We start from the raw sequence: 14,449 nt of genomic DNA on the forward strand, positions 1-14,449 counted from the left end.
GTGCTGAGGCTGGTCTCTAGCGTCATGCGTTGCCTTGCGCTAGGGCATGAGGGCAAATTTGGAGTTGGCAATGATCGTTGCAGTTCTGCAAGCTCGCGTATCGTCGCGCCGTCTACCCGGCAAGGTGCTGCTGCCCATATTGGGGCGCCCTATGCTGTCGCTGCAGATCGAGCGGGTGCTGCGATCCCAGCGGATCGACAAGCTGGTTTTGGCGACCAGCGACCAGCCCGAGGATGACGGGATGGTCGACATTGCCCAGAGCGTGGGGATCGACCTGTTCCGCGGGTCGCTCGAGGACGTGCTGGACCGGTTTTATGGCGCTGCGGCTGCGGCCAATCCCGATTGGGTGGTCCGCCTGACTGGCGACTGCCCGCTGGCCGACGCGGAGGTGATCGACCGGGTCATCGATGCTGCGGTCGAGAGGAGTTACGACTATGCCACCAACGCTGTGCACCCGACCTGGCCGGATGGCCTCGATTGCGAAGTGATGACCTTTGCCGCCCTCGAGCAGTGCTGGCGCGAAGCACAGACGCCCGTCGAGCGCGAGCATGTGACGCCCTATATCAATACCAATCCCGAGAAGTTTCGCCTGTTCCACGTCAAGGGCGAGACGGACCTTTCCGGGCTGCGCTGGACGGTCGACGAGCCCGCCGACTTTGACTTCGTGACCCGGGTTTACGAGGCGCTCTACCCCTCGAAGCGCGATTTCACGAGCGCCGATGTGCTGGCTTTCCTCGCGGACAATCCCGAGGTCATGGCCGTCAATGCCAATATCGAGCGGAACGAGGGCTACAGACTGAGTCTGGAGAAACTGCGCAACAGCCTCGGGAAAGCCTGAACGTTCATGGCCCGGACGGCTGTTTTTCGCTGTGATGCGTCTCCGGCTCTCGGCGGTGGTCATGTCATGCGCTGCCTTACCCTGGCCGCCGGGCTACAGGCCGCGGGGTGGGACGTCGCGTTCGCGACCAATACCGGCGCGGCTATTGTCGTTCCCAAGCTGCGCAGCCAGAACATCACCGTCATGGACGGCTTTCTGCTCGACGATACGGATATCGGCCGGTTTTCGGGCGCCTTCGCGCGGCCGGACCTGGTCGTCATCGACCACTATCGGTCCACGCCGGACTATGAGCGTAGCATGGCCGGAATTGCCGGCCTCTGCCTGGTCTTTGATGATTTCGCGACGCCCTCGGGGCTGGCCGAAGGCAGTCGGCATTGCGATATCCTCGTCAATACCAATATCGTCGCCTCGACCGCGTCATATGCAGGGAGGGTTCCACGCCAGGCGCTTGTCCTCGCCGGGTCCGACTACGCACTGATCCGGACGGAAATCCGGGACAGCATTCCAGGCGACTGGTCCGCGGAGCGCGCCCGGAAATCCCCGGAAACGATCATGCTGTCGTTCGGATTTACCGATACGGGTGGCATCACTGCCCATGTGGCCCAGCTGTTGCTGGCGGGACGCCCCGATTTGCAGATCGACGCCATCATGGGTCCCGCCGCCCAGGGGCTCGATGCCATCGGCGGTTTGGCCGCGAGTCATCCCAATTTGCGCGTCTTCATTGATCCGCCCGATATGGGCGCGATCCTTGCCAAGGCAGACATTGCGGTGGGGGCGTCGGGACAGTCGAGTTATGAACGCTGCTGCTTTGGACTTCCGAGCATTGCCGTCGTCGTCGTCGACAACCAACTCGAACTGGCACATGCCATGGCTGCGCAGGGCGCGGCGCTGATGCTGGATCGGCGATCCGACCGGTTCGATTCCAGCCTCGTCGCTGCATTCGATCATCTGCTTGCCGACGCCGACGCGCGGGTCGCCCTAAGCAAATCTGCCCGCCGCTTGTGCGACGGGCAGGGAGTAGAGCGCATTGTCGCTGCAATCAGCGACCGGCTTGACTCAAAGTCAGCTTGAAGTCTTCGCACTGACCTTGTTGCGGTAGTCGATACCCTTGTCGTCGCCGGTTTCGCGGTACCAGTTTTCGAAGTCCCAAGTCCTGGGTGCAAATTCGTTGGCACCAAAATCGGGCTCAAAGGGCGGGATAACCGTCTTGCCGACGACTTCGTTGAACTCGCTCTCGGTCAGGCCGACATAATCGAGGAAAATCTCGAGGCTAGGCGGCTTGCGGCCTTCATACTTGTCGACGAGTTCCTGGCCGCGTTCCTGCGTGATGCGGCCATTGCGAAGGTCGAGCGCCACCATCTGGCTCACGCGCGAATAACCGCGCTTGAGATACTTGATGTAGTCGCGCATCCCCTGCATGTAGCATTCGATCTTCTCGTAGGGGTATTCTTCCCACGGCATGCCTTCGACCTGGTCGCCCTTCCATCCCAATTCCTTCTGGATCAGGGCGGTATTGGCCTTCACGTCCCAGGGGATATACGAGCCGAGGCAGACCGAGCGGTACTGCAGGCGCTTGAGATCGCGCAGCTTGGGATAGGTGTAGGGAGCGAGGTCACGCGGATCGAAGTCGAAGTCGCCGGAAATCATGCCAGCCATGTCTTCGGCCGTGATGCCCAGGTTAACGAATCGGTTGAAGCGGGTTTCGTCCACTTCCTCGATTTCGTTGTCCTTGTAGTCGTAGTACTGGGTGTATTCCGAGGACGGCTCGCCCCACATGACCAGCGGAACGTTGTAGCGAACGGCAACGTGCATCGGATAGCTGAAGATACCGGTGTGGCAGTGCCAGCAGAAATCGCCCTTGCGGCGCAGCGCTTCCAGCATCAGGCGCTTGGTGACGCGCCAGTTCGGCGTGAAGTTCAGGACGTCCACGCCCAGCTTCTTGAAGGTGCGGGTATTGTTCTCGATCAGGGTCTCGCGCATGAAGCCATGGTCGAAGCGCACGACCAGCGGCTTAATCTTGTACTCCTTCATCAGGTAGTACAGCGTGTAGGTGGAGTCTTTGCCGCCCGAGAACGGCACGATCATGTCATAGTCGTGCTTGCCGCGATGTTCTTCGATCAGCGCATCGAGCTGGGTCTTGCGCGACGACCAGTCGATATGCTCGTCACGGTATTCCTTGCCGTGACAGACATTGCACACGCCCGCCTTGTCGAATTCGATGGTTTCATAGGTCTCGGGGAGGAGACACTTCGTGCACTTGTGGAGGTTGTTCATCTCAGTCCTTCGCGGAAAGCTTGGAGTCGACTAATTGTCCCCAGAGCGCTGGGGAAAGTATTCTTTGATCGCTAATGGCAATGCCGCGGAGATCCTCCGCCAGTCGCCCGCCACCGGCGAAAAATAAAGCGGCCCTGCCTTCGGCAGCGACCATCTGCTCAAGCTCTCTGGTGCTGGTCACACCGACGACAAGCCTGGCATTACCTGTAGTTTCCAGAGTCGCGGCCAACAGGCCCTCCAGCGGCGTCAGTCCATATCTGTTGAATATGTCCCTCAGCTTGCCCACCACGGCAGCAAGCTCGCCGAAGCGATCGGGAATCGCCGCTGGTTCCTGCAAAAGTAGCCCCTGCAAAAACACGGAGCGACAATGCACCTCCACGCCAGCGGAAGCAAGATGGTCAAGCTGCCCGCCGGCGATCAACCGCTTGTCGACGACGTTGAAGGGCAGTTGCACGATGTCGAGATCGTATAGCGCCGAAAGCGCGTCAATCTGCTGGCCGGTATAGACCGATGCGCCGATCTGCCGTGTCAGGCCCGCCGCCTTCAGCCGCGACATCGCCTGCCAGAGTGCCGGTCCGCACGGACCCAGCAGGTCCTCTGACTCGTGGACGAGCAGGGCCTTGACGCTTTTGGTCTCAAGGCGCTCGAGCGATTGCGCAAAAGTATCCTCGAGCAATTTCACGGCCTCGGCATCGGACATGCCGGCTTCGATCTTGCTCGTCTTGGTCACGATCCCGCGGTGAGCGGGCACGAGCTGACCGAGAGTACTCTCGCTGTCACCATAGAGCGCGGCGGTGTCGATCTCATCGATGCCCGCCTCTGCAGCCAGATCGAGAATCGCCTTAGCCTCGCCTGGCGAGACCCGGCCGGTGGCGTTGGTGATGCCATAGGCTAAACCAAACTGCGCGGTGCCCAGAACAAGCCTGCTCATTGAGCTGTCCCGATATGGCGGTCGATGAACTTCTCGGTTTCGGCCGTGGCCCCACCTTCGCCGGGGCGGTGGAAGAAGCGGTAGACCAGGTCAGCGCGCGACGCCATCGACCCGGGCCCGACGGGCGCCCTCGAAACTTCCTCGATCGCAGCCAGGAGGGCATCCGGACTATCGAGGAACGTCACATGCTGCTGCGTCAAGGCGTCATCCGGATCCAGGTTCATTTCGTGTGCTGGCTTTCGCGCATCGTTCCAATAGGGCACGGCAACCACCGGACGGCTGAGCAATGCTTCAATAACTGCGATGGAGATGTAGCCTATTATGAGTCTGGAGCGCGGAAACAGCGCCGTTAGCGGCTCGACATGGGTGATGACGAGACGGTGATCTTTGCCCTCGAGATGCGCGAGGCTTCGCGCCGCGTCCTCCGCGTCCTTCGCCTTGAGCACGAAGCGCAGATTCGGGTGCCGCAAGGATGCCTCGGCAAATGCCAACAGGGCCTCGATATAGCAGTTGGGTGCGAAATACTGCTCCCCGTCGAAGGCCAGCAGGACGACGGAGTCCTGCTCGACGCCCGCATCGAGCGTTTCCATCAGCCATGGATCGAGCCGCGGCGCACCGGTCAGTGCGACCTGATGCGGCGCGCAGACCTGGCTTTCAACCAGCATGTCGGCTGTCGCCTGCCCGAACACCGCGCAGGCGGTGCCATTGAAGCGGAACGTGGTCCGCGCATACATGTCGAGGCTCAGCTGATAAACGGCAGGCACGGTCTGCAGTTCTTGATTGAGCACGAGGAAGGGGATGTCCGACGCTGCGCAGGCGCGCCGAAACCCTTCGTGCTGCCAATAGTCGACATTGGAGGCCAGTACGGCCTTCACCCCGAAGCGCTGGCGGGCGATGTCGAGGATTTTCTGCGCATAGTCTTCGCAGGTCTCCCAGGCCGCCTCGGCTGCGGGGCCCTCCGCCAGAACATAGTCCACCTGGATTTGCGCGGCCTCCGGCAGCCAGGCTTCCTGGGTCACGGACAGGACATGGGTATGAAGGGTGACGTAGTGCATGCGCCCGTAGCGGCGCAGAACATCAACATCCTTTTCGAAATAAAGCCGGTCGAGGACGAGGACCGCTGTTTTCTTGCCTGGCGAATTGTCCGGTTCAAGCACCAGAGACGCCAGCCGGGCCATGCCATTGGCACCGACGAGGCGCGCCAGCGGATGAACAAGGCCTCTGCAGAACAGCAGGCCGCGCAGACCCAGTCGCGCGGCTCGGGCCGGGTCCCGCAGCACCCGGCCAATCCTTTGCGGTAGGGACATCTGGTTACAGGTGTTCGTCGCTCAGCGGCGTTCCGTAAGCGATATCGGTGGCTGCGGCCTTGCCCAGGAAATCGCTGATCCGGTCCGGGGGCAGGCCGAGGCCGGGCCTGATGGACCGGATATTGTCCTTGGAAAAGAGCTCGCCCTTGGCGATCGGGCGCGTCACATAGAGCGAACGCCGGAAGATGCGCATGGAGTCCTCGGACCGGTCACGCACATAGTCGGCAGTGCCGAGACCGAGGAACGCCTCGCGGGCATCATCGCACATGCGGCGGAATTCATGAGGCTCGAGGCTGAACGCCGAGTCGGCGCCACCCTTGCTGCGATCGTCGATGAAGTGCTTCTCGATCACGCAGGCGCCCAGGGCCGTTGCCGCAACCGCGACCGCCGTCCCCAGGGTGTGGTCGGAGAGACCCGGAATGATGCCGAACCGGCTCGCCATATCGGGAATGGTGCGCAGGTTGTACTTGTCGGCCGGAGCCGGGTAGGCGGAAATGCAGTGCAGCATGGCGATCTGCGTGGCGCCGGCGCCGCGCGCAGCGTCGAGAGCCGCCTGCATTTCGGCGTGATTGGCCATGCCGGTCGAGATGATCATCGGCTTGCCGGTCTCGGCGACGCGACGGATCAGGGGCAGGTCGATGGCTTCGAACGAGGCGATCTTGTAGGCGGGCGAGTCGAGGCTTTCGAGCAGGTCCACGGCGGTCTCGTCGAACGGCGTCGAGAACAGCGTGATGCCGGACTTGCGGGCATGCTCGAAGATGGCGGCGTGCCACTCGAAGGGCGTGTATGCCTCCTTGTAGAGGTCATAGAGCGTCCGGCCGGCCCACAGGCCGCCCTCGATCACGAAGCCCGGGCCATCGTGATCGATGGTGATGGTGTCGGGCGTGTAGGACTGGATCTTGATCGCGTCGGCGCCGGCGTCCTTGGCGAGGTCGATCATGCGCAGCGCCTCATCGAGGCTGCCGCGATGATTGGCCGACAGTTCCGCAATGATATAGGGCGGGTGATCCGGGCCAATCTTGCGACCGGCAATCTCCATCTGCAAAGACATGGTATTGTTCCTCAAGTTGGCGTTCGGCGCGTCACGCACCCAAAGACTTTAGCGCATCCATGACACGACGAACGTCTTCTGAAGTCATGTCCGCATAGAGCGGAAGCGACAGGCACTGCGAATAATAGGTGTCTGCGCCCGGCAGCGAAAGTCCAGGGTTCAGCTTGGCATAGTAGGTTTGGCGGTGGATGGGCAGGTAGTGGACCTGCGTCCCGATGCCGAGGGCCGAGAGCTGTCGCATGAACCCGCCGCGATCAAGGCCAATAGCGGCAAAATCGATGAGGGCGACGTAGAGATGCAGGACCGGATCGCAGCCTTCGACGCGGCCGAAACGGCGCATCGGACCATTGTGCTTGGCGAGGAGCGCGTCATATTCGGACGCCAGCGATCGCCGCTTCTCCGCGAAACGCGGTAGCTTTGCCAGCTGGGTCATGCCCAGTGCGCACTGGATGTCGGTGGCCCGGTAGTTGTAGCCCGGTGAGGGCATCTCGTAATACCAAGGATTGGGAAGGCCATCGGCCGCAAAGGCCAGCTCCTCGACCTCGAATTCATCCGGATCGCGGGTCATGCCATGCGAGCGCAGACGGCACATCTGCTTGTGCAGGGTGCTGTCATTGGTCGTGACTACGCCGCCTTCGCCCATCGTGATGGTCTTGACGGGATGGAGCGAGAAGTTGGTCAGGTCCGAATAGGCGCCGTCCCCAACCTGACGCGTGATCCCCTGGCTGTCGGTATACTCGGTGCCGACAGCGTGGCAGGCGTCTTCCACGAGATAGGCGCCGATGCGGCGAGCGATCTTGCTGATCGCCTCGATGTCGCAGATCTGGCCATTCATGTGCGTGATGAAGATCGCCTTGACGCTGCCGCCGGCTCGCTCGAGGGCGTCTTCGACGTCCTGGGGGCGAACCAGGGCGGTTTCCGGATCGCAGTCCATGAAGACGATGCGGGCGCCGGTATAGTGAGGGCCGTTGGCGGTCGCGAGGAAACTCAGGGTCGGCGCCAGCACAATGTCATCAGGTCCAATCCCAAGCGCCATGGCGCTCAGGTGCAGGGCGGCGGTGCCATTGGAGCACACCATGGCATGCTTGGCGCCGACGGCCGTGGCGAATGCCGCTTCAAACTCGGCGATCCGCGGGCCGGTCGTCAGATAGTCGGCGCGCAAGGCGGCCGCGACGGCGGCGAGATCGTCGTCGTCGATCGATTGTTTGCCGTAGGGAATTAAGCTCTTTGGCTGCTCAGACATCCTTATTCCCCACTATCAAACCTTTAGAGGTCGCGCTTTCCCGTACTATCGGCAATCTTGAGAACTTCATGGAAGTCTTCGATGCTGAGCCACTCGCTATTGTTGTTGGACGAATATTCAAAGTTCGGATCCACTGGCTTGCCGACAATGCCTCCGCCGGGACCACGCCAGCCGGAGAATGCCGGTTCGATCACATAGCGATCGTCGAGCTCGATCGTGTTGCGGGCGTCGTCGACCGACACCATGACTTCGTGCAGCTTTTCGCCCGGACGGATACCGATGACGCGGGTGGGCAGGTTCGGAGCCACGGCTGCCGCCAGATCGGTGACCTTCATGGAATAGATCTTCGGAATGAAGATTTCGCCGCCATGCATCAGCTTGAAGGACGAGACGACGAGCTCGATACCCTGTTCGAGGGTGATCCAGAAGCGGGTCATGTCCTCATGGGTGATCGGAATGTAGTCCCAACCGTCAGCGATCAGCTTGCGGAAGAACGGCACGACCGAGCCACGAGAACCCACAACATTGCCGTAGCGCACAACGGAGAAACGGGTGCCGTCAGCGCCGGAGAGGTGGTTGGCGGCGACGAAGATCTTGTCGGATGCAAGTTTCGACGCACCGTAGAGATTGATCGGGTTTGCGGCCTTGTCAGTGGAGAGCGCGACGACGCGCTTCACGCCGGCGCGGATCGCGGCCTGGGCGACGTTCTCGGCACCGATCACGTTGGTGTGGATGCACTCGAAGGGGTTGTATTCGGCAATCGGGACCTGCTTGAGCGCGGCGGCATGCACCACGTATTCAACGCCCTTCATCGCCATTTCCAGGCGGGCCTGGTCGCGGACGTCGCCGATGAAATACCGCAGGCAGGGGTACTTCGACTCGGGGAGCTCCTGCGCCATTTCGAACTGCTTGAGTTCGTCGCGGCTGAAAATCACCAAGCGGCGCGGCTTGTAGTGTTCAAGCAGGTAGCGGACGAAGTTCTTGCCAAACGACCCGGTGCCGCCGGTAACGAGGATGGAGGCGTCATTGAAATCGAAGCCGCCGAGCGAGTAGTCACGAATTTTGAAGGACATTGTTCTTTCCGATCCCGGGCTGTCTGGGCACTAGGCTGCAGCGTTCAAGGCGTCATACGCCTTCTGAATTTCTTCCACACTTCCGGACTGAACTATCTCGCCATGCGACATCAAGATAGCTTTATTACAGAGCTGTGCGATCAAGCTTGGGGAATGTGATGCGAGCACGATGATCTTGCTCGTATCCACCATGCGCTCGAAACGCTCTTGAGCCTTCTTGGCAAAGCGCGCGTCGCCGGCGCCAATACCTTCGTCCATGATCATGATTTCAGGCGAAACGGCAGTGGTGATCGCAAAGGAAAGACGAACCACCATGCCGGTAGAATAGGTCTTGACCGGGAGATGCAGGAAGTCGCCCAGTTCGGTGAACTCGGCGATTTCCTTGGTCTTGGCCTCGATCTCGCGTGGGGTCATACCGAGGTAGAGCCCGCACAGCTTGATATTCTCGTAGCCGGTATCCTCGGCGTCCACGCCAAGGCCCTGGGTCACCAGCGTCGCCGTCGAGCCGGACACCGACATGGTGCCCGTGGTTGGCTGCAGCACGCCCCCAAGCAGCTTGATCAGGGTCGTCTTGCCGGCGCCGTTATGGCCGACCAGGCCCAGGCGGTCGCCATCGCGAACAGTCAGGTTGATATTGTTGAGTGCCCGCACATGGGGACGGGCGCCCTTTTTCTGGCCGATCACGCCACCCAGAGGAGACAGCAATGCCTTGCGGAACGAGCGCTCCGCGTCAACGACCGGGTATTCCAGGCTGATATTGTCGAGCTTGATTTCAGCCATGGTCTAGATGATCCAGAAAACGATATTGTGCTTCCGACGGCCGAAGAACCAGGCCGTAAAGAGCGAACCGATGACAAACGCAACGCAGAGAATCAGGTAGCTGGACAGCGGGGCTGCCTCGCCCATCAGCGGCGAGCGGAGCACGACCACGAGGTGATAGAGCAGGTTCGGCGTCAGGATCCAAATGCGCTGGAACTCGGTCAGGCGGTCTATCGAATAGAAGATCGGCGTCACATAGATCAGGACCTGGATGACCGACGACACCAATTGCTGAACGTCGCGGTACCGGGACGCCATGGTGGCCAGCAGCATGCCGATCCAGGTCATGTTGGCGAGCACCAGGATATAGCCCGGAATGATCAGCAGCGTGTTCAGATTGAAGTTCAGCCCGTAGACCAGCACCACCGGGACCAGCAGTACATAGTGATGGAGGTGAACGAAAAGTCCCCTGAAGATCATCTGGAAGATGAACATCGAATAGGGGAAATTGATCTGCTGCCGCAGGCTCGACGCCGATATGAAGGCTGCGGGAGCATCGTTCATCATCTGGTAGATAAACGTCCAGGCGACGAAGCCAGTCGTCAGATACGGGATATACGTCGCGCGATCGGCCTCGAGCAGGGTCGAGAAGATGAAGCCGACGCAGATGATATAGAGCGCGATATGGCCACTGGCCCAGAACGGCCCGAGCAGGGTGCGCCGATAGCGACGCTTGACGTCGAGAACACCGAGCGTGCGCCAGAGTTCATTCCTGCGCAGTCCATCAACAACGTCTTCATAGGCCACGCGAAAGGGGTTTTCGTTGGCCGCTGGGCCATAGACCTTCGTTACCTCGGCGCTGGAGGCCGATCTGTCAGTCGTCACAGACGTGTCCATATTTTTTTCCGGCAGCAGTGCGGGTTCTGGTTGCCCTGTGCGGCGCAACTGATTCACGACACCTGGGTGAACACCTGAGTGTAAAATTGGCGCTCTGATATCCACTCAACCCTGCCGGGTCAAGCAAATGCCCGGTCACGGCGCGTTTCCCTGGCCCGGTGTGGCTAAATTTCAAGGCGGTACCAAAGGCAGCCGGCTTCGACAGGGGAAGCGTCCTGTTGAAAACCGGCGCGGAGGAATGACTTCTGGCTGGCGACGTTCTCGTGCCGAACCCGGGCCAGGATGGTCCTGATGGCCGGGTTGTGGACCTGAAACAGCGAAACGCAGGAGGTGATCAGGATCGGCGACAATCCCTGTCCCTGGGCTGCTTCCGCCAGATTGATGCTGATTTCGGCCTCGTCGCCCGATTGGGCAATGTCGAAGCGACAGACGCCCATGATCGCATCGGGCGCCGCAGGCAGAGCGGCCACGTAGAGTTTCCTGGAGCTGCTCGCGAGCGTTTTGGCGAACCATGCTTCGTGCTGGTCCTGAGTCACGACGTCCGTCGTCAGCGACATGGCGCGCGTTCTCGGTTCATTGCGCATCGACAGAATGCGTGCGCTGTCCGAAGCTTGCGCTGGGCGAACTATCAAGGTTTTCAAGATTGCCTGGCCTTATCGTCACCGCATCGAAGCGCCCGCCGGATGCTCCGGCAGGGTATTGTTCACTATCGTTTGTGGGTCTAAGAATGCAACCGCGTTCGACCGGGCATGCTCGAAAGGCGCGAACTATGCTGGAGCGCCGATGAACGAAGTTGGGATCATAAAGATGCCGATTGGAAATCTCCAATCGGTACTGAATGCCGTCTATGAGAACGGGCTTGATCCTGTCCTGCTTGACCCCACGTCCGACATGGATTCGCTGACGCATCTGATCATGCCGGGTGTCGGGCATTTCATGGCTGTCAAAGCCCAGCTTGATGCCGATGGCTGGCCGGACAAGGTCAGGGCCTTCGCGGCTTCGGGGCGTCCCACGCTTGGCATTTGCGTCGGGATGCAACTGCTCGCGACGACGGGAACGGAGGGTCGTGAGTCGCCCGGCCTCGATCTGATTCCGGCGCGCGTCCAAAGGCTGGCCGAAGGCAACGAGATGCTGCGTGTGCCCCATGTGGGCTGGAACTCGGTCGAATTCACGCGACCGCACCCTGTTCTTTCAGGTGTGCGTCCCGGGGCCGACTATTACTTCGTCCATTCCTACGCGATGCAAACGGAGTGCTCCGAACATAGCCTCGGCGAGACCGTCTATGGGCAGCGCTTCACGTCCATCGTCGGCCGGGACAACGTCATCGGTTTTCAGTTTCACCCTGAAAAAAGCCAGATCAACGGTCTCAAGCTGCTGGATAACTTCTGTAACTGGGACGGGAAATGCTGAAAAAGCGAATTATTCCCATCGAGCTGCTGTCCAACAAGCGGCTGGTCAAGTCGATCAAGTTTGACGACTGGCGCGATGTGGGCGATCCGGTCAAGGCATCGGCCGTCTACAATTCGAACACGGCTGACGAACTGATCTTTCTCAACGTGTCCCGCGATCATCGCGATACCGCACCCTTGCGCGAGTATCTGCGTCGGGTCTCGGAAGTGATCTTCATGCCGCTTTCGGTGGGTGGGGGCATTGCGAGCATCGACGATGCCGCCTTCATGATCCTCAATGGCGCCGACAAGATCGTCCTTAATTCGCGCGCCTATAATCAGCCCGAGATCATTTCGGAAACGGCCAACCGCTTTGGAACCCAGGCCGTGGTGATTTGCATCGATGTGCGGCTGGGCGAAAACGGTGAGCCGGTACTCTACTCCGATTGCGGCCGGCGGACCGAGCGGGTGACGCTCGAGGAGCACATTGCCAATGTCGTCACGGCCGGTGCCGGCGAGATCATGATCCAGTCGATCGATCGCGACGGCATGATGCAGGGCTTTGACATTGACCTCATCAACCGTGTCATGCGGGCGGCCCCCGTGCCGGTCATTGCCGCGGGCGGCTCGGGCGCCATCGACCACCTGCGCGAGGCGTTTCTCAAGACCGATGTGGCGGCCATCGCCTGCGGCTCACTGTTCAACTTCTCCGATACCAACCCACTCCGCGCCAAGGCTTTCCTGTCCAACCACGGCCTGCCGTTCAAGGTTGTCTGACCATGTCCCAAGACTATGCGTTTGAAAGTCCGAGACTGAACTTTCGCAAGCTGGAAATGTCCGATTGCGGGGAGACCTACCTGGCCTGGCTGCTGGATCCAGAGGTCAACCGCTATCTCGAGACGCGCCATTCCGAGCAGACGATCGAATTGATCCAGGGCTTCGTGGCCGGCGTCAACAGCAGGCCGAACGAGCACCTGTTCGGCATGTTCCGACGCGATGATGGTCGCCATATCGGCAACATCAAGGTCGGGCCGATTAGCGCCCTGCATCGTCGCGGAGACGTGAGCCTGTTCATCGGCGACCGCGCTTCCTGGGGACAGGGTCTGGCCACCGAAGCCATTGCCGCAATCAGCATCTATGCCTTCGATACGCTGGGCGTCGCCAAGCTGGCATCGGGCATGTACGCGAATAATCAAGGCTCGTATCGGGCCTTCATCAAGGCTGGATACCACCAGGAGGGCCTGCGTCGGCAGCATGGCCTGATCGATGGCGAACTGCACGATATTCTTGAATGTGGCCTGATCGCCCAAGATCTGGCTGCCACCCGAAAGGCATTACTGTCATGACCGACGACACCCTGCGCTCGTATCAGAATTCCGAGCAGATGCTCGACCGTGCGCTGCGCTCCATCCCCCTTGGAACGCAGACCTTCTCCAAGAGCTATACGCAGTTTCCGCGTGGTGTTTCGCCGTTCTTCATCCAGCGCGCCAAGGGCTCGGTGGCCACGGACCTCGACGGCAATGACTATATCGACTTCGCCAATGGCCTTGCGGCTGTCACCCTCGGCCACTGCGATCCCGACGTCACCGAGGCCGTCGAGCGCCAGCTCAAGGACGGCGTGGTCTTCGCCCTGTCGCACCCGCTCGAAGCCGAAGTCGCCGAACTCATCATCGAAATGGTCCCCTGCGCCGAAAAGGTGCGTTTCGGCAAGAACGGGTCGGATGCCACCGCCGGCGCCATCAGGGCGTCCCGTGCCTTCACCGGTCGAGACCGCGTGGCAATGTGCGGCTATCATGGGTGGCAAGACTGGTCGATCGGCACCACCGCACGCAACAAGGGCGTGCCCAAGGCGACCAGTTCGCTGTCGTCGACCTTTGTCTACAACGACCTCAAGTCCCTCGAAGCCGTGCTCGACGCGCATCCCGGTGAATTTGCCGCCGTTATCCTCGAGCCCATGAACGTGGCCGAGCCCAACCCCGGCTATTTGCAGGGCGTCGTTGACCTCGCCCACAAGCATGGTGCCTTGGCCATCTTCGATGAAACGATCACCGGTTTCCGCTTTTCCAATGGCGGCGCCCAGGAACTGTTCGGGGTGAAGCCGGACCTCGCCACGTTCGGCAAGGGTCTTGCGAACGGCTATCCGGTTTCGGCCGTCGCCGGCCGTGCCGACGTCATGCGCGAGTTCGAAGAAATCTTCTTCTCCTTTACTATGGGCGGCGAGACGCTGTCCCTTGCCGCCGCCAAGGCGACGATGGAAAAACTCAAGCGCGACAACGTCATCGCGAGCATGACCGAGCGCGGCGCCGACCTCAAGCGTCGCGTCGCCGAGCTGATCGAACGTCACCAGTGCGGTCATTTCCTGTCCATGAGCGGGCACCCCACCTGGTCGTTCCTGCACATCAAGGATGCTGAGGGCTACTCCACCTGGGACATCAAGACCTTGTGGATGCAGGAAATCCTGTCGCGAGGCATCCTGTCGGTCGGCACGCACAACATGTCCTATGCCCATGGTGCTGCGGACATCGACCGGCTTGTGGCTGTCTATGACGAAGTGTTCCCGTTCCTGTGTGATGCCATCGCCGATAGGCGCCTGAACCAGGTCCTGCGTTGCGAGCCGCTGAAGCCGCTGTTCAAAGTGCGCTAAGGCATGGCTTTGCGACTGACAGAGAACGCGCGCACCCGGAAGCT

General features: G+C 60.7%; 15 protein-coding genes. 6 read left to right on the forward strand and 9 right to left on the reverse strand.

Features of this window, described 5'->3' with window-relative positions; all coding sequences use genetic code 11:
• Positions 1 to 70 precede the first annotated feature (70 nt).
• Both K1X15_RS04165 and pseG read left to right on the forward strand, forming a co-directional pair.
• A complete protein-coding gene (locus K1X15_RS04165) occupies positions 71 to 838 on the forward strand; it encodes a cytidylyltransferase domain-containing protein (protein ID WP_220306224.1) in 768 nt (255 codons plus the stop codon).
• A gap of 6 nt (positions 839 to 844) precedes the next feature.
• Positions 845 to 1,909, forward strand: coding sequence for a UDP-2,4-diacetamido-2,4,6-trideoxy-beta-L-altropyranose hydrolase (pseG, locus tag K1X15_RS04170; RefSeq protein ID WP_220306225.1), 1,065 nt, complete (start codon positions 845 to 847; stop codon positions 1,907 to 1,909).
• On the opposite strand, the gene K1X15_RS04175 is transcribed toward pseG, so the two are convergent.
• The 9 genes from K1X15_RS04175 to K1X15_RS04215 form a co-directional block, all read right to left on the reverse strand.
• Positions 1,901 to 3,112 carry an N-acetyl sugar amidotransferase gene (locus K1X15_RS04175; RefSeq protein ID WP_220306226.1) on the reverse strand — a complete coding sequence of 404 codons (1,212 nt, stop codon included), beginning with the start codon at positions 3,110 to 3,112 and terminating at the stop codon, positions 1,901 to 1,903. The genes pseG and K1X15_RS04175 overlap by 9 nt on opposite strands.
• A 1-nt stretch (position 3,113) precedes the next feature.
• The gene (locus K1X15_RS04180) at positions 3,114 to 4,043 is read right to left on the reverse strand and encodes an aldo/keto reductase (RefSeq protein ID WP_220306227.1); all 930 of its coding nucleotides are present in this window, start codon (positions 4,041 to 4,043) and stop codon (positions 3,114 to 3,116) included.
• Positions 4,040 to 5,323, reverse strand: a complete 1,284-nt coding sequence (locus K1X15_RS04185) for a hypothetical protein (RefSeq protein ID WP_220306228.1) — start codon at positions 5,321 to 5,323, stop codon at positions 4,040 to 4,042. The genes K1X15_RS04180 and K1X15_RS04185 overlap by 4 nt, the downstream gene beginning before the upstream one ends.
• 31 nt (positions 5,324 to 5,354) lie before the next feature.
• Positions 5,355 to 6,401 (reverse strand): pseudaminic acid synthase, encoded by a 1,047-nt coding sequence (gene pseI, locus K1X15_RS04190; RefSeq protein ID WP_220306229.1) that lies wholly within the window; start codon positions 6,399 to 6,401, stop codon positions 5,355 to 5,357.
• A 31-nt stretch (positions 6,402 to 6,432) separates the two neighbouring features.
• Positions 6,433 to 7,644, reverse strand: a complete 1,212-nt coding sequence (gene pseC, locus K1X15_RS04195) for a UDP-4-amino-4,6-dideoxy-N-acetyl-beta-L-altrosamine transaminase (protein WP_220306230.1) — start codon at positions 7,642 to 7,644, stop codon at positions 6,433 to 6,435.
• A 23-nt stretch (positions 7,645 to 7,667) separates the two neighbouring features.
• Positions 7,668 to 8,717, reverse strand: a complete 1,050-nt coding sequence (gene pseB / locus K1X15_RS04200) for a UDP-N-acetylglucosamine 4,6-dehydratase (inverting) (RefSeq protein WP_220306231.1) — start codon at positions 8,715 to 8,717, stop codon at positions 7,668 to 7,670.
• 30 nt (positions 8,718 to 8,747) lie between these two features.
• The gene (locus tag K1X15_RS04205; protein ID WP_220306232.1) at positions 8,748 to 9,497 is read right to left on the reverse strand and encodes an ABC transporter ATP-binding protein; all 750 of its coding nucleotides are present in this window, start codon (positions 9,495 to 9,497) and stop codon (positions 8,748 to 8,750) included.
• Positions 9,498 to 9,500: 3 nt separating this feature from the next.
• Positions 9,501 to 10,373: an ABC transporter permease gene (locus K1X15_RS04210; RefSeq protein WP_220306233.1), complete on the reverse strand. Its 873-nt coding sequence runs from the start codon at positions 10,371 to 10,373 to the stop codon at positions 9,501 to 9,503.
• Positions 10,374 to 10,537: 164 nt separating this feature from the next.
• Positions 10,538 to 10,957, reverse strand: a complete 420-nt coding sequence (locus K1X15_RS04215) for a GNAT family N-acetyltransferase (RefSeq protein ID WP_240549660.1) — start codon at positions 10,955 to 10,957, stop codon at positions 10,538 to 10,540.
• Here K1X15_RS04215 and hisH point away from each other — a divergent pair.
• From hisH to K1X15_RS04235, 4 genes are read left to right on the forward strand one after another with little or no spacing between them, the layout of a single operon-like run.
• Positions 10,929 to 11,783: an imidazole glycerol phosphate synthase subunit HisH gene (gene hisH, locus K1X15_RS04220; protein ID WP_240549661.1), complete on the forward strand. Its 855-nt coding sequence runs from the start codon at positions 10,929 to 10,931 to the stop codon at positions 11,781 to 11,783. The genes K1X15_RS04215 and hisH overlap by 29 nt on opposite strands.
• Positions 11,777 to 12,538 carry an imidazole glycerol phosphate synthase subunit HisF gene (gene hisF / locus K1X15_RS04225; protein ID WP_220306236.1) on the forward strand — a complete coding sequence of 254 codons (762 nt, stop codon included), beginning with the start codon at positions 11,777 to 11,779 and terminating at the stop codon, positions 12,536 to 12,538. The genes hisH and hisF overlap by 7 nt, the downstream gene beginning before the upstream one ends.
• A gap of 2 nt (positions 12,539 to 12,540) precedes the next feature.
• Entirely contained in the window at positions 12,541 to 13,107 is a 567-nt protein-coding gene (locus K1X15_RS04230; RefSeq protein WP_220306237.1) for a GNAT family N-acetyltransferase, read from the forward strand.
• Positions 13,104 to 14,405: an aminotransferase class III-fold pyridoxal phosphate-dependent enzyme gene (locus tag K1X15_RS04235; RefSeq protein WP_220306238.1), complete on the forward strand. Its 1,302-nt coding sequence runs from the start codon at positions 13,104 to 13,106 to the stop codon at positions 14,403 to 14,405. The genes K1X15_RS04230 and K1X15_RS04235 overlap by 4 nt, the downstream gene beginning before the upstream one ends.
• The last annotated feature ends 44 nt before the right edge of the window (positions 14,406 to 14,449 follow it).

It is taken from the genome of Devosia salina (assembly GCF_019504385.1).
In the GTDB taxonomy this organism is placed as follows: Bacteria; Pseudomonadota; Alphaproteobacteria; order Rhizobiales; family Devosiaceae; genus Devosia; species Devosia salina.

What these genes read in the sequence shown, in the direction of transcription:
- K1X15_RS04165 (WP_220306224.1), top strand. Translation starts at nt 71, where the DNA reads ATGATCGTTGCAGTTCTGCAAGCTCGCGTATCGTCGCGCCGTCTACCC.
- pseG (WP_220306225.1), top strand. Translation starts at nt 845, where the DNA reads ATGGCCCGGACGGCTGTTTTTCGCTGTGATGCGTCTCCGGCTCTCGGC.
- K1X15_RS04175 (WP_220306226.1), bottom strand. Translation starts at nt 3,112, where the DNA reads ATGAACAACCTCCACAAGTGCACGAAGTGTCTCCTCCCCGAGACCTAT.
- K1X15_RS04180 (WP_220306227.1), bottom strand. Translation starts at nt 4,043, where the DNA reads ATGAGCAGGCTTGTTCTGGGCACCGCGCAGTTTGGTTTAGCCTATGGC.
- pseI (WP_220306229.1), bottom strand. Translation starts at nt 6,401, where the DNA reads ATGTCTTTGCAGATGGAGATTGCCGGTCGCAAGATTGGCCCGGATCAC.
- pseC (WP_220306230.1), bottom strand. Translation starts at nt 7,644, where the DNA reads ATGTCTGAGCAGCCAAAGAGCTTAATTCCCTACGGCAAACAATCGATC.
- pseB (WP_220306231.1), bottom strand. Translation starts at nt 8,717, where the DNA reads ATGTCCTTCAAAATTCGTGACTACTCGCTCGGCGGCTTCGATTTCAAT.
- K1X15_RS04205 (WP_220306232.1), bottom strand. Translation starts at nt 9,497, where the DNA reads ATGGCTGAAATCAAGCTCGACAATATCAGCCTGGAATACCCGGTCGTT.
- K1X15_RS04210 (WP_220306233.1), bottom strand. Translation starts at nt 10,373, where the DNA reads ATGGACACGTCTGTGACGACTGACAGATCGGCCTCCAGCGCCGAGGTA.
- hisH (WP_240549661.1), top strand. Translation starts at nt 10,929, where the DNA reads ATGGCGCGCGTTCTCGGTTCATTGCGCATCGACAGAATGCGTGCGCTG.
- K1X15_RS04215 (WP_240549660.1), bottom strand. Translation starts at nt 10,957, where the DNA reads ATGCGCAATGAACCGAGAACGCGCGCCATGTCGCTGACGACGGACGTC.
- hisF (WP_220306236.1), top strand. Translation starts at nt 11,777, where the DNA reads ATGCTGAAAAAGCGAATTATTCCCATCGAGCTGCTGTCCAACAAGCGG.
- K1X15_RS04230 (WP_220306237.1), top strand. Translation starts at nt 12,541, where the DNA reads ATGTCCCAAGACTATGCGTTTGAAAGTCCGAGACTGAACTTTCGCAAG.
- K1X15_RS04235 (WP_220306238.1), top strand. Translation starts at nt 13,104, where the DNA reads ATGACCGACGACACCCTGCGCTCGTATCAGAATTCCGAGCAGATGCTC.